We start from the raw sequence: 23,332 nt of genomic DNA on the forward strand, positions 1-23,332 counted from the left end.
CGTGGCGGTGAATTTCGATTACGAACAGGCCGGTGAACTGAAGATCGGCCAGGTGGGCATCGCCAACCTGCGCATCCGTACCCTTGATGTCGAGCGCCTCGTGCAGGAAATGCACGAGCGCGTGACCCGCGCGCCGAAGCTGTTCGGCCGTGCGGCGGTGATCCTCGATTTCGGTGGCCTCAGCCAGGTGCCGGACGTGGCCACCGCACAGGCGCTGGTCGATGGCCTGCGCAGTGCCGGCGTGCTGCCGGTGGCACTGGCCTATGGCACCAGCGCGGTCGACCTGCTCTCGCAGCAGCTCGGGTTGCCGCTGCTGGCCAAGTTCCGCGCCCAGTACGAGCGTGCCGAGGCCGAACCGGCTCCGCCACCGCCCGCACCGGAACCGCGCCGGGCCGCGCGCGCCGAACCGAAGCCGGCCCCGGCCACGCCGGTGGCCAAGGTCGCCGATGCGGCTGCACCGCAACCGGGCCGCATGCAGCTGGGCAACGTGCGCTCGGGCCAGCAGCTGTACGCGGAAAACTGCGACCTGACCGTGATGGCTACCGTCGGCGCTGGCGCCGAAGTCATCGCCGACGGCAGCATCCATATCTACGGGACCCTGCGCGGCCGCGCGCTGGCAGGGGCCCAGGGCAACACCGCGGCACGCATCTTCTGCCGTGATTTCCATGCGGAACTGGTCGCCATTGCAGGCCACTACAAGGTACTGGACGATGTCCCGGACACCCTGCGCGGCAAGGCCGTGCAGGTGTGGCTGGAACAGGACCAGATCAAGATCGCTGCGCTGGACTGACGCAGCACCCAAACAGAATCATCAGGAGAAGTCCTTTGGCTGAAATCATCGTAGTCACCTCCGGCAAGGGCGGCGTCGGCAAGACCACTTCCAGCGCAAGCCTGGCCTGCGGCCTGGCACGGCGCGGCAAGAAGGTGGCGGTGATCGACTTCGACGTCGGCCTGCGCAACCTCGATCTGATCATGGGCTGCGAACGCCGCGTGGTGTACGACTTCGTCAACGTCGTGCACGGCGAAGCGACCCTCAAGCAGGCCCTGATCAAGGACAAGCGCTTCGACAATCTGTACGTGCTGGCTGCCTCGCAGACCCGCGACAAGGATGCGCTGACCCAGGAAGGCGTGGGCAAGGTCCTGAAGGACCTGGCCGCTGACGGCTTCGATTACATCATCTGCGACTCCCCGGCCGGCATCGAGAAGGGCGCCTTCCTGGCGATGTACTTCGCCGACCGCGCCGTGGTCGTGGTGAACCCGGAAGTGTCCTCGGTACGCGACTCGGACCGCATCATCGGCCTGCTCGATTCGAAGACCCACAAGGCCGAGTCCGGCCAGGACGTGCCGGCCTTCCTGCTGCTGACCCGCTACACCCCGGTGCGCGTGGAAAGCGGCGAGATGCTCAGCATCGCCGACGTCGAGGAAGTGCTTGGACTGAAGGCGATCGGCGTGATCCCCGAGTCGGGTGACGTGCTCAACGCCTCCAACAAGGGCGAGCCGGTCATCCTGGATGTCGAGTCCGCTGCCGGCCAGGCCTACGACGACGCCGTCGCGCGCATCCTCGGCGAAGAACGCCCGATGCGCTTCACCAACGTCGAGAAGAAGGGCTTCTTCAGCAAGCTGTTCGGAGGGTAAGCATGGGCCTGTTTGATTTCCTCAAAGCGAAGAAGACCACCGCCGAAACCGCCAAGAACCGCCTGCAGATCATCATCGCGCAGGAACGCAGCAACCGCGGCGGTCCCGATTACCTGCCGCTGCTGCAGCGCGAGCTGCTGGAAGTGATCAAGAAGTACGTCAACATCGACGTCGATGCGGTGAAGGTCGACCTGGTCAAGGATGGGCAGCACGACGTGCTGGACATCTCCGTGGCGCTGCCGGAAGGCCCGGACAAACCCTGACCCCCTGCCCCGCCCGTGCCTGCATGGGCGGGGCTGCATGACCCGCATGACCGACACCACGCCCGAACCGAACGTCACCCGCGTCGGCGATATCGCCTTCGCCGATGCGCAGCGCCTGCTCGCCGCACACGATCTGCGGCTGCACCACGTCGCCGCCGGCGCGCCGATTCCCGGCAGCTACTGGGGCGAGCCCGAAGCCGGCATCATCGCCAGCGACGTGTACGTGCGCGATGACACCCCCGTGCACTCGATGCTGCACGAGGCCTGCCACCTGATCGTGCTGCCGCCCGAGCGCCGCGCGCAGGTGCATACCGATGCCACCGACTCGGTGCCCGAAGAGGACGCCACCTGCTACCTGCAGATCGTGCTGGCCGGCCACCTGCCCGGTGTCGGCAGCGAACAGCTGATGGCTGACATGGATGCGTGGGGGTATACGTATCGACTGGGGTCTACGAAGGCGTGGTTCGAGCAGGACGCCGAAGACGCGAAAGCGTGGTTGATCGAACGCGGATTGCCGGTCGCGTAACGCATCGGTAGTGCCGGCCGCTGGCCGGCAACCTCATGAACCCGTGAAGCATTACCTGATTGCCGGCCAGCGGCCGGCACTACCCCATCAGCCCTGCCCCGCCAGCGCGCGCAGGGTGATGCCGACGATGTAGGCCAGGTAGGTGCCGGTGGCGTAGCCCATCGTGCCCAGCAGCACACCCACCGGTGCCAGCGCCGGATGGAACGCGGCCGCCACCACCGGTGCCGACGCGGGTCCGCCGATGTTCGACTGCGAACCGATCGCGAAATAGAAGAACGGCACTTTCAACAGCTTGCCCAGGCACCACAGCAGCGCGATATGCACGCTGATCCAGATGATGCCAAGCAGGAACAGCCACGGGCGGTCCAGCAGCGCCAGCAGATCCATCTGCATGCCGATGCAGGCGATCAGGAAGTACAGCAGCAGCGAGCCCAGCCGCGAGGCACCCGCGCCTTCCAGCGTGCGTGCGCGGGTGAAGCTCAGGCTCAGGCCCAGCGTGGTCGACAGCACCACCACCCAGACAAACGGTGCGTCCAGGCTGAACTGCGAGGCCCAGCTGACGTTGAGCTTGAACCATGCCGCCAACGGCGCGCCGATCGCATGCGAGAGGCCGACGCCGCCGAAGGCCACCGCCACGATCAGCATCAGGTCGGTCAGGCTGGGAATGCGCTCGTGTTCGGCCTGGAAGCGCGCGATGCGCTCCTTCAGCTCATCGATCGCCGAGGTATCGGCACCACTGCGCGCGTCGATCTTCGCCGCGCGCCCGGCCAGGAAGATAAGCGCGGCCATCCACACATAGCCCACGCCAACATCGACCACCGCGAACTGGCCGAAGGTGGTGGCGTTGACGTCGAACACTTCGCGCATCGCCAGCATGTTGGCACCGCCGCCGATCCAGCTGCCGGCCAGCGCGGCCATGCCGGCCCAGGTATCGCCGGCCACGGTTTCCGGATGCACGGCGCGCATCAGCAGGAAGGCCACCACCGCGCCCAGCATGATGCTGGCCGAGGCGCCCAGGTACATCAACACCAGCTTCGGACCCAGCCGCAGGATGCCCTTGATATCCACCGCCAGGGTCAGCAGGATCAGCGCCGCCGGCAACAGGATGTCACGCGCGATCGGGTTGTAGAGCTTGGTGTTCTGGCCGTCGATCAGGCCAACGGTGTTGTAGATGCCGGGGATGAGGTAGCACAGCAGCAGTGCCGGCACGAAGGTGTAGAAGCGCTTCCACAGCCCCTGCTCGCGCGAGGCGGTCCAGAACACGGCGCCGAGGGTGGCGGCGATCAAACCGAAGACGACGATGTCGTTCTGGATCAGGGCGGTCGAAGGCATGCAGGCGCTCTGGGTAGAGCCGGCCGCTGGCCGGCTGCTGTTGGCGGCAGATCAGGATGGTGTGCCGACCAACGGTCGGCACCCACCGGTACAGCAGATGGTGAAACAAAAGCGCCGCCCCGAAGGGCGGCGCTGCAGTCATCAGTTGCCGATGTGCTGCTTCAGCCAGGCATTGACGGTGTCATGCCACAGGATGCTGTTGTTCGGCTTCAGCACCCAGTGGTTTTCATCCGGGAAGTACAGGAACTTCGATTCGATGCCCTGGCGCTGGGCAGCAGTAAACGCGGCCAGGCCCTGCTCGACCGGAATACGGAAGTCCTGCTGGCCGTGGATGACCAGGATCGGCTTCTTCCAGTCCGCCACGTGGTTGACCGGGTTGAACTTCTCGTAGTTCGCCGCCTTCTGGTACGGCGTGCCGCCCTGCTCCCACTCGGTGAACCACAGTTCTTCGGTGGCGTAGCCCATCATGCGCTGGTCGAACACGCCGTCATGGTTGACCAGGCACTTGAACGGGCTGTTCCAGTTACCGGCAATCCAGTTGACCATGAAGCCGCCGTAGCTGGCACCCAGCGCACAGGCCTTGTCACCGTTGAGGAAGGAATACTTCTTCAGCGCCGCATCCCAGCCCTTCTGCAGATCTTCCAGCGGGCGGTCGCCCCAGTGCTGGCTGATCGCATCGGTGAAGGCCTGGCCGTAGCCGGTGGAGCCATGGAAGTCGATCATCACCACGGCGTAGCCCTGGCCGGCGTAGGTCTGGGGGTTCCAGCGGTAGCTCCAGCCGTTGCCGAAGCTGCCCTGCGGGCCGCCGTGGATCAGGAACGCAACCGGGTAGGACTTGCCTTCCTGGTAGTTGTGCGGCTTGACCACGTAGCCGTGGACGGTGTCGTTGTTCCAGCCCTTGAACTCGAACTGCTCGTAGTCACCGAAGGACACGTCCTTCAGCACCTCGCCGGCGGCCGGGGTCAGCGCGCGCAGTTCGCCGATCGGCTGGCCGGCGGTCGGCAGCAGGCCGACCAGCACCTGGTCGTTGCTCTTCAGGCTGTTGCGGGTGATCGCCACGCTGGTGCCGGCCACGTCCACCGAGGTCACGCTGCCGTCGCCGATCAGCTTGGTGGCCTTGCCGCTGGCCACGTCGATCTGGAACAGCGGGTGTTCGCCGAGGTCATCGGCGGTGGTGTAGATGCTGCTGCCATCGGCGGACAGGGTGATGCCGCCCGCCGAACGATCCCACTGCGGCGCGATCTCGCGGGTCTTGCCGCTGGACACGTCCATCGCCATCAGGCCGAAACGGTCGGCCTCGAAGCCCGGGCGCTTCATCGCACGGTAGAACAGCGTCTTGCCGTCGGCGCTGAACACCGGGCCGGCATCCCAGGCGGGGTTGGAGGCGGTCAGGTTGACCGGCGCCTGCTTGCCCGCAGCGTCGAAGCGGTACAGGTCGAAGTTGGTCGACCACGGCTCCTGCTTGCCGGCCACGCGGATGCTGGCGACCACGCTGGCGCCATCCGGCGACCACGCGAAATCATCGTTGCCACCAAACGTCTTGGACGGCGCATCACCATCGATGGTCGCGCTCAGCGCCGAAGCACCCTTCACCGCACCGGCCTTGCCTGCCGGCAGGGGTGCCACGAACAGGGTGTTGCGGCGGCCATCGTTCCAGGTATCCCAATGGCGCACGAACAACGAGTCGAAGACCTGGCCACTGGCCTTGGCGTCCTTCTTTTCCTTCAGCTTCTTCTCGGTGCAGGCGAGGTCCGAGGCGCAGGCCTGGAACACGCCGGCACTGAACAGCACGCGGTCGTCCTGCGGCGACACGTGGTAGCTGTCCACGTCCACCGGGAAGTCGGTCAGCTGGCGCGGGGCGCCGCCACTGATCGGCTGCGCGTACAGCTGCTGGCTGCCGTTCCTGGCGCTGAGGAAGTACACGGTCTGGCCATCGGCCGACAAGGAGGCGGAGTTGACGTTCCAGCCGGCCGGGGTGATCTGCTTCGGCGGCGCTGCATCGCGGGTGCGCAGGTTGCGCGCGAACAGCGCCGTGCTCGACTTCAGCGCGGCATCGGTGCTGCGCTTGGCGAACACCACGGTGCCACCGTCAGCAGTCAGTACCGGCGCGGAGACGCGGTCCATGGCCACCATGTCGCGGACTTCCAGGCCACGGGCAGCGGCGACGCTGGGCAGGGCAGCCAGCAGGCTCAGTGGCAACAGGGCATGACGCAGTTTCATCGAAGTCTCCGCAGGACGGCAAAAAACCGATGGTAGGCCTGCGCGGGCGGGGCTGCCAAGGCCATCGGTCATGGCTGCCGGTGCAGGCCGACCGCGCCGCCAGAAAAAGCAAACCCCGCCGAGGCGGGGTTTGTTGAGGAATGCCGGGGTCGGATCCGATTCCACCGGAATCGGCTCTGACCCCTGCCGTGCAGCCGGCGGCGAACCCGGGGTCAGAGCCCTTCCCTACGGGAAGGGATCCGACCCCATGGCCCTTACGCCACGGCGCGCTTGCCGGTGCGGTAGATCAGCCAGCCGACCAGGAACAACACAGCCAGGCCGATCCACTGCGCGGCCGGCAGATGGAACGGTACGGCCAGCACATCGGCGCGGCTGCTGACCACGATCGGCACGGCGATGGCGATACCCATCAACGCCTCGCCGGTGATCAGGCCGGCGGCGAACAGCACGCCCGGCTTGTGCACGCGGTCGCGGCCTTCTTCATCGTCGGCGCGCACCTTGTGGAAGCGCTCGACCAGGTAGGAGATCAGGCCGCCGAGGAAGATCGGCACCATCAGCTCCAGCGGCAGGTAGATACCGATCGCGGCGGCCAGCACCGGCACGCGGAAGCGCGCGTTGCGCGACTTGAGCCAGCTGTCGAAGGCGATGATGGCCGCACCGACCACGGCACCGATGCCGATGAAGGTCCACGGCAGTTCACCACCGAACAGGCCCTTTGCGACCGAGGCCATCAGGTTGGCCTGCGGCGCAGCCAGCGCGTTCGGGTGCAGCTCGGACTTGACGCCGATGCCGTAGGCGGTGGCCAGCAGGTTCAGCACCGGGGCCATGATCAGCGCGCACGAGAATGCGCCGATGCCCAGCATCAACTGCTGCTTCCACGGTGTCGCGCCAACAATGTAGCCGGCCTTCAGATCCTGCAGGTTGTCACCACCGACCGCGGCGGCGCAGCACACCACCGCGCCGATCATGATTGCCGCCACCGCACCCAGCGGCGCGCCGAAGGCACCGACCGGCTGCAGGCCGTCCTTGCCCAGCAGCAGCACCAGCACCGCAGAAGCGAACAGGATGGTGGAGATGGTGATGCCCGAGACCGGGTTGTTGGACGAACCGATCAGGCCGGCCAGGTAGGCCGACACCGACACGAACAGGAAGCCGGCGACGATCATGATCAAGGTCATCGGGATCGACACGTGCCACTGGCCGACGATGGCCTGGTACAGCGCCAGAAGCGGCAGGGTGAACACCACCAGGGCCACCAGCATCCACTTCATCGGCAGGTCGCGTTCGGTGTGCGCCAGTACCGGGCCACCGCTCTTGCGGGCAGCGGCAAAGCCGCTCTTGACGCCGTTGAGCAGCGACTTGCGCAGCGAGATCAGGGTCCAGATGCCGCCGATCAGCATCGCGCCCACACCCAGGTAGCGCATCTTCGCGCCCCAGATGGCGAACGCCGCCTCGGTGGAGGATGCGGTAGCGACCGAGGCGGCCAGGCCCGGATCGGTGTTCATGAAGAACGCCTGGTAGATCGGAATGGCGATGTGCCAGGTCAGGATCGAGCCGGACACCACCACGATGCCGACGTTGAGGCCGACGATGTAGCCCACGCCCAGCAGCGCCGGGGACAGGTTGGTGCCGATGAAGGCGGTGACCTTGGAGCTGCCGACGTAGGCCGAGGTAGCCCAGGCATCGGGAATCAGGCGCATGCCGCTTTCCGCGGCCAGCTTCACGAACGCACCGATCACCGCCGACAGGCCGAGGATCTTCAGGCCCGGGCCCGGGTTCTCACCGGCCTTGAGCACTTCGGCCGCGGCCTTGCCTTCCGGGAACGGAAGCGGGTCTTCAACGATCATCGAACGCCGCAGCGGCACCGAGAACAGCACGCCCAGCAGGCCGCCGAGACCAGCGATGCCCAGCACCCACCAGTACTTGAAGTCGGGCCAGTAGCCCATGATCACCAGCGCCGGGATGGTGAAGATGACACCGGCGGCGATCGACGAGCCGGCCGAGGCGCCGGTCTGCACGATGTTGTTTTCAAGGATGGAACCGCCACCCAGCAGGCGCAGCACGCCCATGGAAATGACCGCGGCGGGAATCGCGGTGGCGATGGTCAGGCCTGCGAACAGACCGAGGTAGGCGTTTGCGGCCGACAGCACCACTGCCAGCACGATGGCAAGGACCACCGCGCGGAAAGTGAGCTGCTTGGGCGCAGCGTCATGGTTCATGAAAGCCCCTGCTGGCAAAAAATCCCTGCCACGCTAGCGTTCAGGCTCCGGCAAGTCCAGCGTGCCAAAGGATGTGGCCCGATGCTGCGGTGCGATGGACCCGCACATGCACGGGCAACCGGCCGATACAGCAAAGTCGGAGTGGGCAGGGACACAATTGATATGTTATATCTTTCTGTTGCCCCGTCACGTCCTGCATCACATGCCCTCTTCCCCCACCCCGCGCCTGGCCTCCATCGACCAGCTGCGCGGCACCGTGATGCTGCTGATGCTGCTCGACCACGTCCGCGAGACCTTCTTCCTGCAATACCAGGTCAGCGACCCGATGGATGCGTCCACGGTCTCTCCCGCCCTGTTCGCCTGCCGTCTGCTGGCGCATCTGTGCGCGCCGGTATTCGTGCTGCTCACTGGTCTGTCGGCCTGGCTGTACGGCCAGCGCCAGCCGGATCCACGCCGCGCCACCGCCACCTTCCTGCTCAAGCGCGGCCTGTTCCTGGTGGTACTGGAACTGACCCTGGTGAACTTCGCCTGGACCTTCCAGCTGCCGCCGGACACGTTGTACCTGCAGGTGATCTGGGCCATCGGCCTCAGCATGATCGCGCTGGCCGGCCTGATCTGGCTGCCGCGCCCCGCCTTGCTGGTGCTGGCAGTTGCGCTGGTGGCCGGCCATAACCTGCTCGACGGCGTGCGCATGGAAGGCAATGGCGCGCTGGCAGTCCTGTGGAAGGTGCTGCACCAGCGCGACTGGATCGAGGCCGGGGCACTGCGATTGCGCACCTCCTACCCGGTGCTGCCGTGGATCGGGGTGATCGCGCTGGGTTACCTGATGGGACCGTGGTTCGCCCGCGAGCGCGCGCCGGAGCAGCGGCAGCGCTGGCTGTTCTGGGCCGGTGCGGGGGCGCTGGCCCTGTTCGCATTGCTGCGCTTTGCCAACGAATACGGCGATTCCCCCTGGCAGTACCAGACCACCGTGCTGCGCACCTGGCTGAGCATCTTCAACGTCACCAAGTACCCGCCGTCGCTGCAGTTCCTGCTGTTGACGCTGGGCGTGGGCCTGTTGCTGTTGCGACTGTACGAATGGCCGCCGTTGGCACGTGCGCTGCGGCCATTGGCCGATATTGGTGCAGCACCGATGTTCTTCTACCTGCTGCACCTGTATGTGCTGAAGGGGCTGTACCTGGCGGCGCTGGCCGCCTGGGGCCCGACCCACGGCGAGCTGTATGCGCTGGATTCGGTCAGCGGCTTGCTGCTGGTGGCCTGTGCATTGGCGGTGGTGATGTATCCACCGACGCGGGCATTCGCGCGGTTCAAGGCGCGAAGGCGCGATCTGGCGTGGTTGCGGTACCTGTGACCCCGTTCGCCGGGCATGGCCCGGCGCTACCGGGTGCGGCGCCGGTTACGGGCCTATAATCGCGCCCTTTCCTGCTGTCCCCGCCGTCGATGACCGTTGCCGCTACTGCTTCCGACGACTTCCTGGGCCATCCCAAGGGCGTCTACGTCTGCTTCTTCACCGAAATGTGGGAGCGCTTCTCCTTCTATGGCATGAAGGCGCTGCTGCTGCTGTATCTCACCAAGTACCACCTGTTCGGCGACAAGGCCGGCCTGGACCTGCTCGGTGCCTATGGCGGCCTGGTGTACTGCATCCCGGTGTTCGGCGGCATGCTGGCCGACCGCTGGCTGGGCATGCGCCGGGCAGTGCTGTTCGGCGGCATCCTGCTGGTGCTCGGCCATCTGGGCATGGCCTTCGAGGGCCACGCCGCCTACCGGGTCAACGGCGAAGTGGTGCGCGACACCTCGGCACTGGCGGTGACCTACCTGTCGCTGGCGCTGATCATCATGGGCGTCGGCTTCCTCAAGCCGAACATCTCCACCATCGTCGGCAAGCTGTACGCCAAGGACGACCCGCGCCGTGATTCGGGCTTCTCGCTGTTCTACGCCGGCATCAACCTCGGCGCGCTGTTCTCGTCGCTGGTGTGTGGCTTCCTCGGCGAGGCCTACGGCTGGAAGTACGGTTTCGGTGCAGCCGGCATCGGCATGCTGGCCGGCCTGGCGATGTTCCTGTGGGGCCAGAAGTACCTGCAGGGCCATGCCGAACCGCCGCGCCCGGCCGCGCTGAAGCAGAAGGTGCTGGGCCTGCCGCGCGAATGGCTCATCTATCTGTGCGCGGTGCTCGGTGTGCTGCCGGTCGCGTGGCTGATGTGGGCGGCCGGCAACGGCGCGTTCGCGCTGGGCGGTGAAATCAGCCTGGCGCTGATGCTGATGCTGGTGGTGCTGGGTGGCGTGCTGGTCTGGTTCGCCTGGTTCACCGGCAGCAAGTGCACGCCGGTAGAGCGCCAGCAGATGATCGCGCTGATGGTGCTGATCTTCATGGCGCTGGTGTTCTTCACCATGTACGAGCAGTCCTACGGCTCGTGGGTGACCTTCACCGACCGCCTGCTGACAAAGGACATCGTGCCCTCGCTGGTGATCACCGGCGGTACGCCGCTGCCGTGGTCGATCATCTCGCTGCTGCTGGCACCGCTGGGCTTCGTGGTCAGCGCGCGCCTGTCCGAACGGCGCCCCGGCTCGACCGCACCGCGTGCGTTCTTCATCGGCATCGTTGCGCTGATGCTGGTGCTGCTGGTGCGCGACTGCCTGGTGATTCCGCAGACCGCCGGTTCGCTGACCTACCTGGGCGGCCTGTTCCTGGTGCTGCTGGCACCGGCCTTCGCCGCGTTGTGGACCTGGATGGACCGCCGCGGCTGGGAACCGGGCAAGCCGGTGAAATCAGCGTGGGGCCTGGTGATCGGCGCGCTGTCGTTCGCGCCACTGGCGCTGGCCGCACAGCAGGTCGGCGCCACCGGCGAGATGGCCAGCGTGTGGTGGCTGGTGCTGGCCTACTTCCTGCTGGCCAGCGGTGAGATGTGCCTGTCGCCGGTCGGCCTGTCGGCGGTAACCCAGCTGGCCGTGCCGCGGGTGATGAGCCTGATGATGGGCACCTGGTTCCTGGCAACCGCGTTCTCGGAAACGCTGGCCGCGCTGTTCGGCAAGCTGGCCGCGATCGAAGTGCCGGAAGGCGAAACGCTGGACATGGTGGCTGCCGCCGGCGCCTATGCGCACCTGTTCTGGCTGCTGATGTGGATCGGCCTGGGCTGCGCGGTGCTGGCCTTCATTGCTGCGCCACTGCTGAAGCGGATGATGCACGGGGTGAAGTAATTCCCGCGCCTGCGGAAAACCAGGGCGGCGGATCGAACATCCGCCGCCCTTTGCGTCAGGGCGCCTTGTCCTTGCCGGCCGCGGTTGCGGTGGTCGCGGTCTTGCCACCGAGGCTGCGCGACAGGAAGGCCAGCAGCTTGCCGTAGTACTCGCTGCGGTGGGCCTCGGTGTAGAAACCGTGGCCCTCGGTCTTGTAGTACAGGCTTTCCACCGGGGTACCAGCGCGCTTGAGCGCTGCTTCCATGCGCTCGGTGTGCTGGATCGGCGCGCGCTTGTCTTCGCCACCCGCTGCGAGGAACACCGGTACCTTGATCCGTTCCGCAAGATTGACTGGCGAGACGGTACCGAGCTGTGCCGGATCCCCCAGCCATTCGCGCAGGTAGGTCACGCCCGAGCCGCGATCCTGGATGTCGCCATGGGTGTACATCAACGGCAGGTCGTAGACGCCGACATAGCCCGCCGCGCACTGGTACAAGCCTGGCTCGCGGGCGGCACCCATCATCGCCGAGTAAGCGCCGTAGCTGGCGCCGTAGATGCAGATGCGACGGCCATCGGCGATGCCTTCGCTGATGACCCAGCGGGTGGCGTCGGTGACGTCATCCTGCATCGTGCCACCCCATTGCTTCAATGCTGCCCGGCTGTGGGCCCGTCCGTAGTTGCCCGAGCCGCGGAAGTTGATCTGAAGCACGGCATAGCCAGCAGCGGCCAGCAACTGATTCTCGCGATCGAAACTGCCGTCGTCGAACACCCCGATCGGCCCGCCGTGCGGCACCACCACCATCGGTAGGCCACGGCCGGCACTTCCATGCGGCAATGTCAGGAATCCATGAAGGTCCAACCCGTCGCGCGCCTTCAGCACAATCGGTCGCACCGAAGCGGTGGTGTCCGGGTCAAACCATTCGCTGCGCGCCATCAGGAAGCGCGCCAGGTTGCGGTCGCGGTCGTAGAGGTAGAACTCGCCAGGATTGGAACCGGACCAGGTCTCCACCAGCAGGCGGCGGCCGTCGCGGGTACTGGAAGTGATGAACACTGCACGCCCTGGAAAAGCCGCTTCCAGGCTCCGGTACAACCGCGCCTCGTCCGAACTTTCGTCGAAGAACCGGGTATGCGGCGTAGTTCCCAGGAACAGCGCGCCGACCGGCACGGTGCTGCCTGGGCGATGGATCAGCCGCGTGGGATCGACCACCTCGTCGCGCAGCACGACCTTGCGCTCCTGCGTGGCCACGTTCACGCTGACGATGGCATCGGGGCCGCTGGGCTGATCGCTGAGCAGGTAGGCCAGCTGGCCATCGGCGGAAAAGCCCAGCGCCGCTTCGCCGCGACCACTGCGTTTCTCATCGTTGACCAGCACCCAATCGCCACCGTTGCGGTAGTAGACGGTACCGGCGCCCTGGACGAAACGCACGTCGCCCTGTGCATCCACCACATAGGACGCATCCGGCATCGGCGCGCGGGCCAGCAGCCGCTGCTTGCCACTTGCCAGTTCGAGCTGGGCTGCATAGCCATTGGCATCCAGCCGTGATCCACCAACGGCGATGACCACATGGGCATCGTCACCCGGCAAGGTGTCGCTGAGGAACGCCGCAGCGGACGTCCGGTACTTGGGCCGCACGCGCAGGCCAAGATCGCGGTAGCCCACCAGCAATTCCGGGCGGCCCGTGCGCGCGTCCAATGTCAGCAGCTCGCCGGTGGCCCACGGCGCATCGCGGCTGCCGAACTTCTGCGCCAGACCGAACATCACCTGATCGTTGTTGACCCAGTGCATATCGATGACATGCGAATTAAGTGGTGGCCGCAGGTTGCCCACCGGTGTGTTGTCTCCTGTGCGCAGGATGATCACAGCGGTAAAGCCGTCCGCAGGCACGGTCGCGGCCAGGTAGTCTCCCCCGGGGGACAGCATGACATCGCCGAACTTGTCCGCGCGCACGTAGGCGCCCAGATCGATCGCAGCAGCGGTTCCGCACCACAGTCCCGCCACGATGATGGCGGCCAGCCAGCGCTTATGCATCCTTTTCCCCCTGCCTGGCCCCCTTGTCCCGGCTGGCCGATTCTAGGCAGGCCGGCGCCCGAATCACCAGTGGCCCACAAAAAACGACGGCACCGTTGCCGGTGCCGTCGTTACCACTACCTTGGAGAGAGAGAGTCAGGACGTGGGTTCGGGGGGCGTGCGCCGGGTCAATGGACCCCGCGCACCGCCAATGTGAGGGCCAGGATGCTGAGGATCACGGCGATGGTGCCGTCCAGCACGCGCCAGGTGCTGGGCTTGGTGAACAGCGGTGCGAGCAGGCGTGCGCCGAGACCCTGCGCGGTCAGCCACAGGCAGCTGGCAGTAACCACACCGGCCGCGAAGGCCATGCGGGCATTGCCGAAGTTCTCGGCGATCGAGCCGATCACCATCATGTCCAGCCAGAAGTGCGGATTGATCAACGAGAAACCGACTGCGGCCATCAGCACCGCGCGGCGGCTGCCGTCGTCGCTGTCAGCCTCGCCCATGCCGCCGCCACCGGCGATCGCGCGGCGTGCCGACTTCATCGCGTACCAGGCCAGGAAGGCCACGCCGGTCCACAACACGGCCGTGGTCAGCCACGGCAGCGCCGAGGTCAGCGTGCGCAGGCCGGCCACGCTGGCGAAGATGAAGATCGCATCGATGGCCGCGCAGGTGGCGACCACCGGCACGATGTGCTTGCGCAGGATGCCCTGGCGCAGGATGAAGGCGCTCTGGGCCCCGACCACGGCGAACAGGCCGATGCCGGTGGCTGCACCAGAGAACCAGGCACCGAGGCCGGTGCTGGCGGAGATGACCGAGAACATGGGATTCACTGCCTTTACTTGCTTGGGGGACGGTGCCTCGCGAAGGCGGACAGCACCGGAACTGGCGCCATTGTCGCGCCGCAACATTAAAAAGACGAGCTAAACTTACTAATCCAACATTAGCGGAGCTTAATTCGATGCGTATCGACCATGCCCAGCTGCGCGCCTTGGCTGCAGTGATCCGCGAAGGCAGCTTCGACCGCGCGGCACAGTCGCTGAATGTCACGCCGTCGGCCATCTCGCAGCGGGTCAAGGCACTGGAGGATCGGGTTGGCCGCCTGCTGGTCAAGCGCGGCACCCCGGCCACCGCCACCGCCGAGGGCCAGGTGCTGGTGCAGCTGGCCGAGCAGACCGCCCTGCTCGAACACGATGCCCTGCACCGGATGGGCCTGGCCGACGAAGACCTGCCGCAGGCAAGCATTCCGGTGGCGGTGAACCACGACAGCCTGGAAACCTGGTTCCCGCAGGCTGCCTTCCAGTTCGCGCAGAGCACCGGCACCACCCTGGACCTGCGCGTGGAAGACCAGGATCACACCGTCGAACTGCTGCGCCAGGGCACCGTGCTGGGCGCGGTGACCACTCTGGACGAGCCGGTGCAGGGCTGCCAGATCCATGCGCTGGGCAGCATCCGCTACGCGGCGACCTGCACCCCGGAGTTCCGCGAGCGCCATTTTGCCAAGGGCGTGACCGCCCAGGCCCTGGCCACGGCACCGGTGCTGGTGTTCAACCGCAAGGACGAAATGCAATCGCGCTTCGCCCGGCGCATGGCCGGCGACGACCTGCCCAGCACCGCGCCAACCTGGTGGATTCCCTCCACCCGCGCGTTCGTGCAGGCCAACCTGGGCGGCATGGGCTGGACCATGAATCCCCTGCCCTTGGTCAAGCGGCATCTGGACGCCGGCCGCCTGGTCTACGTACGCCAGCGCGCGTGGGAAGACGTGCCGCTGTACTGGCAGCACTGGAAGGGTGACGTGCAGACCATGGCCCTGCTGACCCGCGCCGTGCTGGAGGCGTCGTCGGCGCTGGTGCGACGCAAGCGTTGACGGAGCGCCGCAAAAAGGGGACGGAGGGGATTAAGTCGTTTAAGACCCAAACGACATCCGGGGCAAAGACGACTTAATCCCCTCCGTCCCCTTTTTTGCTCCATCGGATCTCCACGAAACCTCCACACCCGGTCCATGCGCGATGCGGATACTGATCGGCCAATCACTACAAGGATGTCCTGCATGCTCGTCTCCGTGCGCGATGCCCACCCCGACGATGCCGCCGCCTGCATCGACCTGCGCGGGCGCACCCGCGAGAACGCCTTCAGTGCCGCGCAGTTGGCGGAGCTGGGCATCACGCCGGAGAGTTGGGCGGCCGGCATCGCCCAGGGCGATTCGATCGGCCGCGTGGCCTGGGAAGGGGAGCGCATGGCCGGTTACTGCTTCGCCGACCGCGACAGCGGCGAGGTGCTGGTGCTGGCCCTGCTGCCGGACTACGAAGGCCGTGGCATCGGCCGGCAGCTGCTGCAGGAGGTGGTCAGCCTGACCCGCGACGCCGGCCACCAGCGACTGTTCCTGGCCTGTTCGGCAGACCCGCGCTCGCGCTCGCATGGCTTCTACCGGCGCCTGGGCTGGCGCCCGACCGGTGAGATTGATGAGGCCGGTGACGAGATTCTGGAGCTGGTTTGATTGAAGGCGTCGCCAGGCATGGCCTGGCGCTACCGGGTGAGGGTGACGCGAAACGCCGGATGCTGCGTTGCATCAAAAAGGGACCAGAAGCGGTTAAAATCCGCGAATGGATGGCGCAACGCCTTGTTTCTTCACGCCCTTTCGCGTTCCCACGCGCATCCTGACCCCCTCCCCTCCGCCAACGATCCCGCCCCCATGAAGAAATTTGGCAAGGTTCTGCTCGCCCTGCTCGTGCTGCTGTTGCTGGCCGCCGCGCTGTTCCTGTACTGGCCGCTGACCAAGCGCTCGGTGCCCGCCGCCAGCAACGACAAGCCCGTCGACGTTGTACTGGTCGGCGCCGGCATCATGAGCATCACCCTGGCCACCTACCTGCAGGAACTGCAGCCGGACTGGAACATCCAGGTCTACGAACGCCTCGACGGCGTCGCCGGTGAAAGCTCCGATGGCTGGAACAACGCCGGTACCGGCCACTCGGCCTTCGCCGAACTGAACTACACCCCGGAACTGCCCGACGGCAGCATCGAGACCAAGCGTGCGGTCGGCATTGCCGAATCGTTCGAGGTCTCGCGCCAGTTCTGGTCGCACCAGGTGAAGGAAGGCCGGTTGAGCCAGCCCAGCGACTTCATCAACCCGACCCCGCACATGAGCTTCGTCTGGGGCGATGACAACATCGCCTACCTGCACAAGCGCCAGCAGGCCCTGGTGAAGAATCCGCTGTTCTACGGCATGCAGTACTCCGAGGATCCGGCACAGATCAAGCAGTGGGCACCGCTTCTGATGGAAGGCCGTGACCCGAAGCAGAAGGTTGCCGCGACCTGGATGCCGCTGGGCACCGACGTCAACTTCGGTGTGATCACCCGCCAGCTGACCACCGGCCTGCAGCGCAGCCCGAACTTCAGCCTGCACCTCAACCACGAAGTGAGCGCGCTGCGGCAGAACACGGACAAGAGCTGGAACGTGACGGTGAAGGACCTCAAGGCCGGCACCGAGTCCACCACCCACGCCCGCTTCGTGTTCATCGGTGCCGGTGGCGCCGCGCTGAAGCTGCTGCAGATGTCCGGCATTCCGGAATCGAAGGACTACGCCGGCTTCCCGGTCGGTGGCCAGTTCCTCGCCTTCCAGGGCCAGGACGTGACCTCGCGCCACGGCGTGAAGGCCTACGGAATGGCCGAAACCGGTTCGCCGCCGATGTCGGTGCCGCACCTGGATGCGCGCAAGCTGGACGGCAAGCCGGTGGTCCTGTTCGGGCCGTTCGCGCTGTACAGCACCAAGTTCCTCAAGCACGGCTCGTGGTGGGACCTGTACTCGTCGGTCAACCACAACAACGTCGGCCCGATGCTGGAAGTGGGCAAGGACAACCTGGACCTGGTGCAGTACCTGATGGCCCAGGCACGCTTGAACGATGCTGATCGCCAGGCCGAACTGGTCAAGTACTTCCCAAATGCCAAGCCGGGCGACTGGAAGCTGGTGACCGCCGGCCAGCGCGTGCAGATCATCAAGCGCGATCCGTTGAAGGGCCCGGTGCTGCAGTTCGGTACCGAGATCGTGACCGACAAGGACCACACCATCGCCGCCCTGCTCGGCGCTTCGCCGGGTGCGTCGACCTCGCCGCCGATCATGCTGGACCTGATGGCCAAGGCCTTCCCGGACCAGATGAAGGCCGGCTGGGAAAGCCGCCTGCGCGAGATCGTGCCGTCGTACGGGCGCAAGCTCAACGACAGCGCGGCACTGGTCAATGAGATCCGCACGCTGACCAGCCAGAGCCTGCACCTGCCGTACCTGGAGGTGCCGGTGGACGCGAACGCGGCGGCGCCGGTGCCGGCAGCGGTTCCTGCAGCGGCTCCGGCACCGGCCAAGGAAAAGCGCAACGCCAACGAGGAGCTGCAGGCGCTGTAAGCCTGGCAGACTCCCTGCGCAGACACGGACGGCCACCTTCGGGTGGCCGTTCGCGTTTGAGGGACTGCGGGTCGGATCCCTCCCGCACGGGAGGGATCCGACCCCGCCATGGGCGCTGCTGCATGCCGAGAAGCCTCTGCGCAATGACGAGAATTGTAATGTTGTTAAGAATTATTTACATTTGCATCCTGCGCAGTGACCGCGCCTCTCCCAGATGGACCTGATGTGCCCGAAGCCGCCGCCCGGGTGCTGGACGACTGTTGCCGCCCCCTTCCCGTCTCCGAGCTTCGAACCCGCCATGTCCCTGACGTTCCGTAACCGCCTGCCCCGCCGTGCGCTGCTGCCGGCTGCCCTGCTCTCTTCGCTCGCGCTGGTCGCGTCTCCGGCGTTCGCCGAGGCCGCCGTCGATGCATCCGATGCCAAGACCCTGGACCGGGTCAGCGTGCGCGCCGAAAAATCCGCGCCACCGGCCAGCACCACCCGCCTGCCGATCACCCTGCAGGAAACCCCGCAGTCGGCCACCGCGATCAGCCTGAAGCGCCTGCAGGACGAATCGCTGTTCAGCATCAACGACGTGATGCGCAACGTCACCGGCGTCAGCGTGTCCTTCTATGACACCCAGCGCCCGCTGTACTACGCGCGTGGCTTCGCCATCACCGATTTCCAGGTCGATGGCATTCCCACCTACAGCGGTTCGACCAACCAGGAATACGACACCGCCTTCTACGACCGCATCGAAGTGATCCGCGGCGCCAACGGCCTGCTCAGCGGTGCCGGCGTGCCGTCGGCCACGGTCAACCTGCTGCGCAAGCGCCCAGGCAAGGAGTTCGACGCCTCGTTCTCGGTCAGCGCCGGCAGCTGGGACTACCGCCGCATGGAAGCCGACGTGACCGCACCGTTGACCGCCGACGGCCGCTTCCGCAGCCGCGTGGTCGCCGCCTATACCGATCGTGGCCTGTACTACGACCGCTACGATGAGAACAAGATGGCCGGCATGGCGGTGCTCGAAGGCGACGTCACCGACAGCACCACGATCACCCTCGGTTACCAGAGCCAGGACAACAACCCCACCGGCTCGACCTGGGGCACCGTGCCGTTCTTCGACAACCAGGGCAATTTCGCGCACCTGCCGCGCTCGACCAACCTGTCGCCGAAGTGGAGCTACTGGAAGCGCGAGAGCAACACCGCCTTCGCCAATCTGGAACAGCGCTTCGGCGACAACTGGCTGTTGAAGATCAACACCGCCTACACCCGCGGCAACGTGCAGAACGTACGCCTGTACGGCACCGGCAGCCCGGACCCGGTGACCGGCTCGGGCATCTACCTGCGTGCGGCCGCCGGTGATTCCAAGGACACCCGCCGCAATGTCGATGCCTACCTGACCGGCAGTTTCCCGCTGTTCGGCCGCGACCACGACGTGACCCTCGGTGCGCAGTGGTCGGATCTTGAAGGCACCACCAACACGCTTGCACTGAACTTCCCGACCGACTGGGCGCGCTGCGGCAGCGACCGCTGCTACTACATCCCCAACGTGTACAGCTGGAACGGCGATATCTCCGAGGTGACCTACCGCCGCACCGGCGCGCGCCGCGTGGCCAAGACCACGCAGAGTGGCGTCTATCTGGCCACCCGCCTGCGCCTGGCCGATCCGCTGTCGCTGATTGCCGGTGCACGTCTGAGCCGCTGGGAAACTCTCAGCCGCTCGTACAACGCCGCTGGCGCCTACACCGGCACCAGCGGTGCGTACAAGGTCAGCGACGAAGTCACCCCTTACGTCGGCCTGGTCTACGACATCACGCCGAACGTCTCGGCGTATGCCAGCTACACCGAGATCTTCAACCCGCAGAACTTCAAGGACCGCAACGAGAACCTGCTGGCGCCGGTACAGGGCTCGAACCTGGAAGCGGGCATCAAGACGCAGTGGTTCGATGGCCGCCTGACCGCCAATGCCGCCGTGTTCGAAGCCAAGCAGGACAACTACGCGGTGCGTGACATGGGCGTGCCGGAGGGTTCGCTCAGCGATGGCACCTCCGCCTACGTCGGCGTCAACGGCACCAAGGCGCGCGGCTGGGAAATGGACGTCAACGGCGAGATCCTGCCGGGCTGGACGGTCAACGCCGGCTATACCCACGTCAAGGTCACCCGCGCCGCCACCGATCTGCTGTACGCCAACCCGCCCAAGGACCTGCTGCAGCTCAACACGCAGCTGCAGCTGCGCGGCGCGCTGGAGCGCCTGAGCATCGGCGGTGGCCTGCAGTGGCAGAGCAAGGTGCAGGGCTACAACATCACCTACCCGTTGGGTGGCACGGTCACCGTGAACCAACCGGCCTACATGCTGGTGCAGTTCAACGCCAACTACCGCATCAGCGACAGCTGGACCGCAACGCTGAGCGTGCGCAACGCGCTGGACAAGACCTACTGGGCGAACCTGGACTACAACAACTTCGGCGAACCGCGCTTCGTGGCGGCCAGCCTGCGCTGGAAGTTCTGAGGGGCCCGCGAACCGGTGGGTGCCTGGTGGGTGCCGACCGTTGGTCGGCACGCCCTCCGCCACGACCCACGGCCGTGGCCTACCTGAATGGGCCCGCCTCCGAGCGGGCCCTTCTTTTTGCTGCATTGCGGGTTGCACGCCTCTTCGTAATTATGGCGTAATTATCTCAACGCCAATCGGAAGCCGGTCGATGAACCCGAGCTGGGATACGTTGGAACGCAGCCGCCGGGCGCGTCTGGAGCGTGCTTCGCCCTGGGCACGCGGCCATGAGGTCGCCGCCGCTGATGTGGCCGAGCTGCTGCACGCGCTGCTGGAGCCGGGCGACAAGGTCTGCCTGGAAGGCAACAACCAGAAGCAGGCCGACTTCCTCGCCCAGTGCCTGGCTGACCTCGATCCCGCGCGGGTGCATGACCTGCACATGGTGCAGTCGGTGCTGTCGCTGCCCTCGCACCTGGATGTGTTCGAACGCGGCATCGCCTCGAAGCTGGACTTCTCGTTCTCCGGCCCGCAATCGGTGCGGCTGGCCAACCTGGTGGCCGAAGGCCGCATCCAGATCGGTGCCATCCACACCTACCTGGAACTGTTCGGCCGCTACTTCATCGACCTGACCCCACGCGTGGCGCTGGTCGCCGCGCAGGCCGCCGATCGCCACGGCAATCTCTACACCGGCCCGAACACCGAAGACACCCCGGTCATCGTCGAGGCCACCGCGTTCGGCGGCGGCATCGTCATCGCCCAGGTCAACGAGATCGTCGACACTCTCCCCCGCGTCGACATTCCCGCTGACTGGGTCAACTTCGTGGTGCAGGCGCCGAAGCCGAACCACATCGAGCCGCTGTTCACCCGCGACCCGGCGCAGATCTCCGAGATCCAGGTGCTGATGGCGATGATGGCGATCAAGGGTATCTACGCCGAGTACGGCGTCAACCGCCTCAACCATGGCATCGGCTTCGACACGGCGGCCATCGAGCTGCTGCTGCCGACCTACGCCGAATCGCTCGGGCTGAAGGGAAAGATCTGCCAGCACTGGGCACTTAATCCACATCCGGCACTGATTCCGGCGATCGAATCGGGCTTCGTCAAGTCGGTGCATTCATTCGGTTCCGAACTGGGCATGGAGAAGTACATCGCCGCACGCAGCGATGTGTTCTTCACCGGTGCCGATGGCTCGATGCGCTCCAACCGCGCGTTCTCGCAGACCGCCGGCCTGTATGCATGTGACATGTTCATCGGCTCCACCCTGCAGATCGACCTGCAGGGCAACAGCTCCACCGCCACCCGCGACCGCATCGCCGGCTTCGGCGGCGCACCGAACATGGGCTCGGATGCACGCGGCCGCCGCCATGCCAGCGATGCCTGGATCAAGGCCGGCCAGCAGGCGGCGCGCCCCGGTGAAATACCGCGCGGGCGCAAGCTGGTGGTGCAGATGGTGGAAACCTTCCGCGAGCACATGGCGCCGGCCTTCGTCGATCGGCTGGATGCATGGGAGCTGGCCGAGCGCGCGGACATGCCGCTGCCACCGGTGATGATCTATGGCGACGATGTCAGCCATGTACTGACCGAAGAAGGCATCGCCAACCTGCTGCTGTGCCGCACCCCTGAGGAGCGCGAACAGGCGGTCCGTGGCGTGGCCGGCTATACCGCGGTGGGCATGGGCCGCGACCGCGCGATGGTGGAAAACCTTCGCGACCGTGGCGTCATCCGCCGTCCCGATGACCTCGGCATCTCCGTGCGCGATGCCAGCCGCGATCTGCTGGCCGCGCGCTCGGTGAAGGACCTAGTGCGCTGGTCCGGCGGACTGTACGACCCGCCCAAGCGCTTCCGCAACTGGTAAGGGACAGAGCATGGAAACCCTTGATTATCGATTCGACGGCACGACGCATGCACACTTCCCCACCAATGCGGTGCTGGTAGGCGTGCTCGCATCGGGCAACCTGGAAATCCTGCTGGAGCCGGCCGCGCTGGACGGCGCGATGACGGTGCGCATCATCACCGCCGCGCAGGGCTTCGGCAGCGTGTGGCAAGCGGTGATCACCGACTTCGCACGACGCCATCCGCTGCGCGATGTGCGCATCTCGATCAACGATGCCGGCGCAACCCCGGCGGTGGTCAGCCTGCGCCTTGACCAGGCAGTGGAAACGCTGCTGGGCGGAGGCACGCCATGAACCGCGTACAGCGTCACAGCTACTACGAAGCCGACGCACGCGAGCGTATCGCCGGCCTGGTCGATGCCGGTTCGTTCCAGGAATTCCTGGGCCCTGCGCGACGGATGATGAGCCCGCATCTGGCGCAGCTGGACCAGCCGGCGGCGTTCGACGACGGCATCGTCGTCGGTGAAGCCACGCTGCGCGGCAAGCGCGTGCTGCTGGCCGCGCAGCAGGGTGAATTCATGGGCGGCGGCGTCGGCGAAGTGCACGGTGCAAAGCTGACCGGCCTGCTGCGCCGTGCGGCGGCGACCCGGCCCGACGGCGTGTTGCTGCTGCTCGATACCGGCGGCGTACGCCTGCACGAGGCCAACGCGGGATTGATTGCCATTTCCGAGATCATGCGCGCCACGCTGGATGCGCGCGCTGCAGGCGTGCCGGTGGTGGCACTGATCGGCAGCGGCAATGGCGCGTTCGGTGGCATGGGCATCGTCGCCCGCTGCTGCAGCACCGTGATCATGTCCGAGGAAGGCCGGCTGTCACTGTCCGGGCCGGAAGTGATTGAAACCGTTCGCGGCGTGGAGGAATTCGATTCCCGCGACCGCGCGCTGGTCTGGCGGGTGACCGGTGGCAAGCACCGCTACCTGATCGACCAGGCGCAGGTACTGGTGCCCGATGCCATCGAGGCGTTCGCGCAGGCAGCGTTCGATGCACTGCAGCCGCACACGGCCAGCACCGATGCCGATGCGGCATTGAGTGCGCTGCAGGCCCACCATGCCGCGTTGAAGGCACGCGTGCAGGCCTGGGGCGGATGCCGCGATGGTCTTGAGATCTGGTCCCTCCAGGGCATCGCCGAACCCGAGCGGCTGCCGCTGCTGGACACCAACGACTTCCTCGTCGCCACCGCCGACCGGAGCCTGCCATGAG

General features: G+C 66.2%; 18 protein-coding genes. 13 read left to right on the top strand and 5 right to left on the bottom strand.

Annotated features, from left to right (window positions below; genetic code table 11):
• The first annotated feature begins 1 nt into the window (after nt 1).
• From minC to AC0Z6F_RS07520, 4 genes are read left to right on the top strand one after another with little or no spacing between them, the layout of a single operon-like run.
• A complete protein-coding gene (gene minC / locus AC0Z6F_RS07505) occupies nt 2–790 on the top strand; it encodes a septum site-determining protein MinC (RefSeq protein WP_012510400.1) in 789 nt (262 codons plus the stop codon).
• A gap of 35 nt (nt 791–825) precedes the next feature.
• Nucleotides 826–1,635 carry a septum site-determining protein MinD gene (gene minD / locus AC0Z6F_RS07510; protein ID WP_004148075.1) on the top strand — a complete coding sequence of 270 codons (810 nt, stop codon included), beginning with the start codon at nt 826–828 and terminating at the stop codon, nt 1,633–1,635.
• A gap of 2 nt (nt 1,636–1,637) precedes the next feature.
• A complete protein-coding gene (gene minE / locus AC0Z6F_RS07515) occupies nt 1,638–1,898 on the top strand; it encodes a cell division topological specificity factor MinE (protein ID WP_004148073.1) in 261 nt (86 codons plus the stop codon).
• Between the two features lie 46 nt (nt 1,899–1,944).
• Entirely contained in the window at nt 1,945–2,424 is a 480-nt protein-coding gene (locus AC0Z6F_RS07520) for a hypothetical protein (protein ID WP_032969226.1), read from the top strand.
• An 87-nt stretch (nt 2,425–2,511) separates the two neighbouring features.
• Here the strand turns inward: AC0Z6F_RS07520 and AC0Z6F_RS07525 are convergent, their stop codons facing one another.
• The 3 genes from AC0Z6F_RS07525 to AC0Z6F_RS07535 form a co-directional block, all read right to left on the bottom strand.
• A complete protein-coding gene (locus tag AC0Z6F_RS07525; protein ID WP_012510399.1) occupies nt 2,512–3,756 on the bottom strand; it encodes a DUF819 family protein in 1,245 nt (414 codons plus the stop codon).
• A 141-nt stretch (nt 3,757–3,897) separates the two neighbouring features.
• On the bottom strand, nt 3,898–5,976 hold the full coding sequence (locus tag AC0Z6F_RS07530) for a S9 family peptidase (RefSeq protein WP_485616870.1): 2,079 nt from the start codon (nt 5,974–5,976) through the stop codon (nt 3,898–3,900).
• Nucleotides 5,977–6,230: 254 nt separating this feature from the next.
• Entirely contained in the window at nt 6,231–8,195 is a 1,965-nt protein-coding gene (locus AC0Z6F_RS07535; protein ID WP_004148011.1) for an OPT family oligopeptide transporter, read from the bottom strand.
• Nucleotides 8,196–8,397: 202 nt separating this feature from the next.
• Between AC0Z6F_RS07535 and AC0Z6F_RS07540 the strand changes: the two genes are divergently transcribed.
• Together AC0Z6F_RS07540 and AC0Z6F_RS07545 are read left to right on the top strand one after the other, a co-directional pair.
• Complete coding sequence (locus tag AC0Z6F_RS07540) at nt 8,398–9,546, top strand: acetyltransferase domain-containing protein (RefSeq protein WP_012510397.1); 1,149 nt, start codon at nt 8,398–8,400, stop codon at nt 9,544–9,546.
• Between the two features lie 89 nt (nt 9,547–9,635).
• Entirely contained in the window at nt 9,636–11,390 is a 1,755-nt protein-coding gene (locus tag AC0Z6F_RS07545) for a peptide MFS transporter (protein WP_485616871.1), read from the top strand.
• A 55-nt stretch (nt 11,391–11,445) separates the two neighbouring features.
• On the opposite strand, the gene AC0Z6F_RS07550 is transcribed toward AC0Z6F_RS07545, so the two are convergent.
• Entirely contained in the window at nt 11,446–13,398 is a 1,953-nt protein-coding gene (locus AC0Z6F_RS07550; RefSeq protein ID WP_485616872.1) for an alpha/beta hydrolase family protein, read from the bottom strand.
• 167 nt (nt 13,399–13,565) lie between these two features.
• On the bottom strand, nt 13,566–14,201 hold the full coding sequence (locus tag AC0Z6F_RS07555) for a LysE/ArgO family amino acid transporter (protein WP_005408523.1): 636 nt from the start codon (nt 14,199–14,201) through the stop codon (nt 13,566–13,568).
• A 137-nt stretch (nt 14,202–14,338) separates the two neighbouring features.
• On the opposite strand from AC0Z6F_RS07555, the gene AC0Z6F_RS07560 reads away from it, so the two are divergent.
• The 7 genes from AC0Z6F_RS07560 (at nt 14,339) to AC0Z6F_RS07590 (ending at nt 23,331) form a co-directional block, all read left to right on the top strand.
• Entirely contained in the window at nt 14,339–15,244 is a 906-nt protein-coding gene (locus AC0Z6F_RS07560; protein ID WP_012510394.1) for a LysR family transcriptional regulator ArgP, read from the top strand.
• A gap of 183 nt (nt 15,245–15,427) precedes the next feature.
• Nucleotides 15,428–15,874 carry a GNAT family N-acetyltransferase gene (locus tag AC0Z6F_RS07565; protein WP_004147956.1) on the top strand — a complete coding sequence of 149 codons (447 nt, stop codon included), beginning with the start codon at nt 15,428–15,430 and terminating at the stop codon, nt 15,872–15,874.
• 195 nt (nt 15,875–16,069) lie between these two features.
• The gene (gene mqo, locus AC0Z6F_RS07570) at nt 16,070–17,770 is read left to right on the top strand and encodes a malate dehydrogenase (quinone) (protein ID WP_012510393.1); all 1,701 of its coding nucleotides are present in this window, start codon (nt 16,070–16,072) and stop codon (nt 17,768–17,770) included.
• 298 nt (nt 17,771–18,068) lie between these two features.
• Nucleotides 18,069–20,261, top strand: a complete 2,193-nt coding sequence (locus AC0Z6F_RS07575) for a TonB-dependent siderophore receptor (protein ID WP_012510392.1) — start codon at nt 18,069–18,071, stop codon at nt 20,259–20,261.
• A 190-nt stretch (nt 20,262–20,451) separates the two neighbouring features.
• Nucleotides 20,452–22,095, top strand: coding sequence for a malonate decarboxylase subunit alpha (mdcA, locus tag AC0Z6F_RS07580; protein ID WP_004147943.1), 1,644 nt, complete (start codon nt 20,452–20,454; stop codon nt 22,093–22,095).
• A gap of 10 nt (nt 22,096–22,105) precedes the next feature.
• Nucleotides 22,106–22,426 (top strand): malonate decarboxylase acyl carrier protein, encoded by a 321-nt coding sequence (gene mdcC, locus AC0Z6F_RS07585; protein ID WP_004147942.1) that lies wholly within the window; start codon nt 22,106–22,108, stop codon nt 22,424–22,426.
• Nucleotides 22,423–23,331 (top strand): biotin-independent malonate decarboxylase subunit beta, encoded by a 909-nt coding sequence (locus AC0Z6F_RS07590; RefSeq protein ID WP_012510391.1) that lies wholly within the window; start codon nt 22,423–22,425, stop codon nt 23,329–23,331. The genes mdcC and AC0Z6F_RS07590 overlap by 4 nt, the downstream gene beginning before the upstream one ends.
• Nucleotide 23,332 lies beyond the last annotated feature (1 nt).

It is taken from the genome of Stenotrophomonas sp. 1L-E-5-B-C3 (genome assembly GCF_057292075.1).

Coding starts and splice junctions, on each gene's coding strand:
- minE (WP_004148073.1), top strand. CDS start 1,638: ATGGGCCTGTTTGATTTCCTCAAAGCGAAGAAGACCACCGCCGAAACC.
- AC0Z6F_RS07520 (WP_032969226.1), top strand. CDS start 1,945: ATGACCGACACCACGCCCGAACCGAACGTCACCCGCGTCGGCGATATC.
- AC0Z6F_RS07525 (WP_012510399.1), bottom strand. CDS start 3,756: ATGCCTTCGACCGCCCTGATCCAGAACGACATCGTCGTCTTCGGTTTG.
- AC0Z6F_RS07530 (WP_485616870.1), bottom strand. CDS start 5,976: ATGAAACTGCGTCATGCCCTGTTGCCACTGAGCCTGCTGGCTGCCCTG.
- AC0Z6F_RS07535 (WP_004148011.1), bottom strand. CDS start 8,195: ATGAACCATGACGCTGCGCCCAAGCAGCTCACTTTCCGCGCGGTGGTC.
- AC0Z6F_RS07540 (WP_012510397.1), top strand. CDS start 8,398: ATGCCCTCTTCCCCCACCCCGCGCCTGGCCTCCATCGACCAGCTGCGC.
- AC0Z6F_RS07545 (WP_485616871.1), top strand. CDS start 9,636: ATGACCGTTGCCGCTACTGCTTCCGACGACTTCCTGGGCCATCCCAAG.
- AC0Z6F_RS07550 (WP_485616872.1), bottom strand. CDS start 13,398: ATGCATAAGCGCTGGCTGGCCGCCATCATCGTGGCGGGACTGTGGTGC.
- AC0Z6F_RS07555 (WP_005408523.1), bottom strand. CDS start 14,201: ATGTTCTCGGTCATCTCCGCCAGCACCGGCCTCGGTGCCTGGTTCTCT.
- AC0Z6F_RS07560 (WP_012510394.1), top strand. CDS start 14,339: ATGCGTATCGACCATGCCCAGCTGCGCGCCTTGGCTGCAGTGATCCGC.
- AC0Z6F_RS07565 (WP_004147956.1), top strand. CDS start 15,428: ATGCTCGTCTCCGTGCGCGATGCCCACCCCGACGATGCCGCCGCCTGC.
- mqo (WP_012510393.1), top strand. CDS start 16,070: ATGAAGAAATTTGGCAAGGTTCTGCTCGCCCTGCTCGTGCTGCTGTTG.
- AC0Z6F_RS07575 (WP_012510392.1), top strand. CDS start 18,069: ATGTCCCTGACGTTCCGTAACCGCCTGCCCCGCCGTGCGCTGCTGCCG.
- mdcA (WP_004147943.1), top strand. CDS start 20,452: ATGAACCCGAGCTGGGATACGTTGGAACGCAGCCGCCGGGCGCGTCTG.
- mdcC (WP_004147942.1), top strand. CDS start 22,106: ATGGAAACCCTTGATTATCGATTCGACGGCACGACGCATGCACACTTC.
- AC0Z6F_RS07590 (WP_012510391.1), top strand. CDS start 22,423: ATGAACCGCGTACAGCGTCACAGCTACTACGAAGCCGACGCACGCGAG.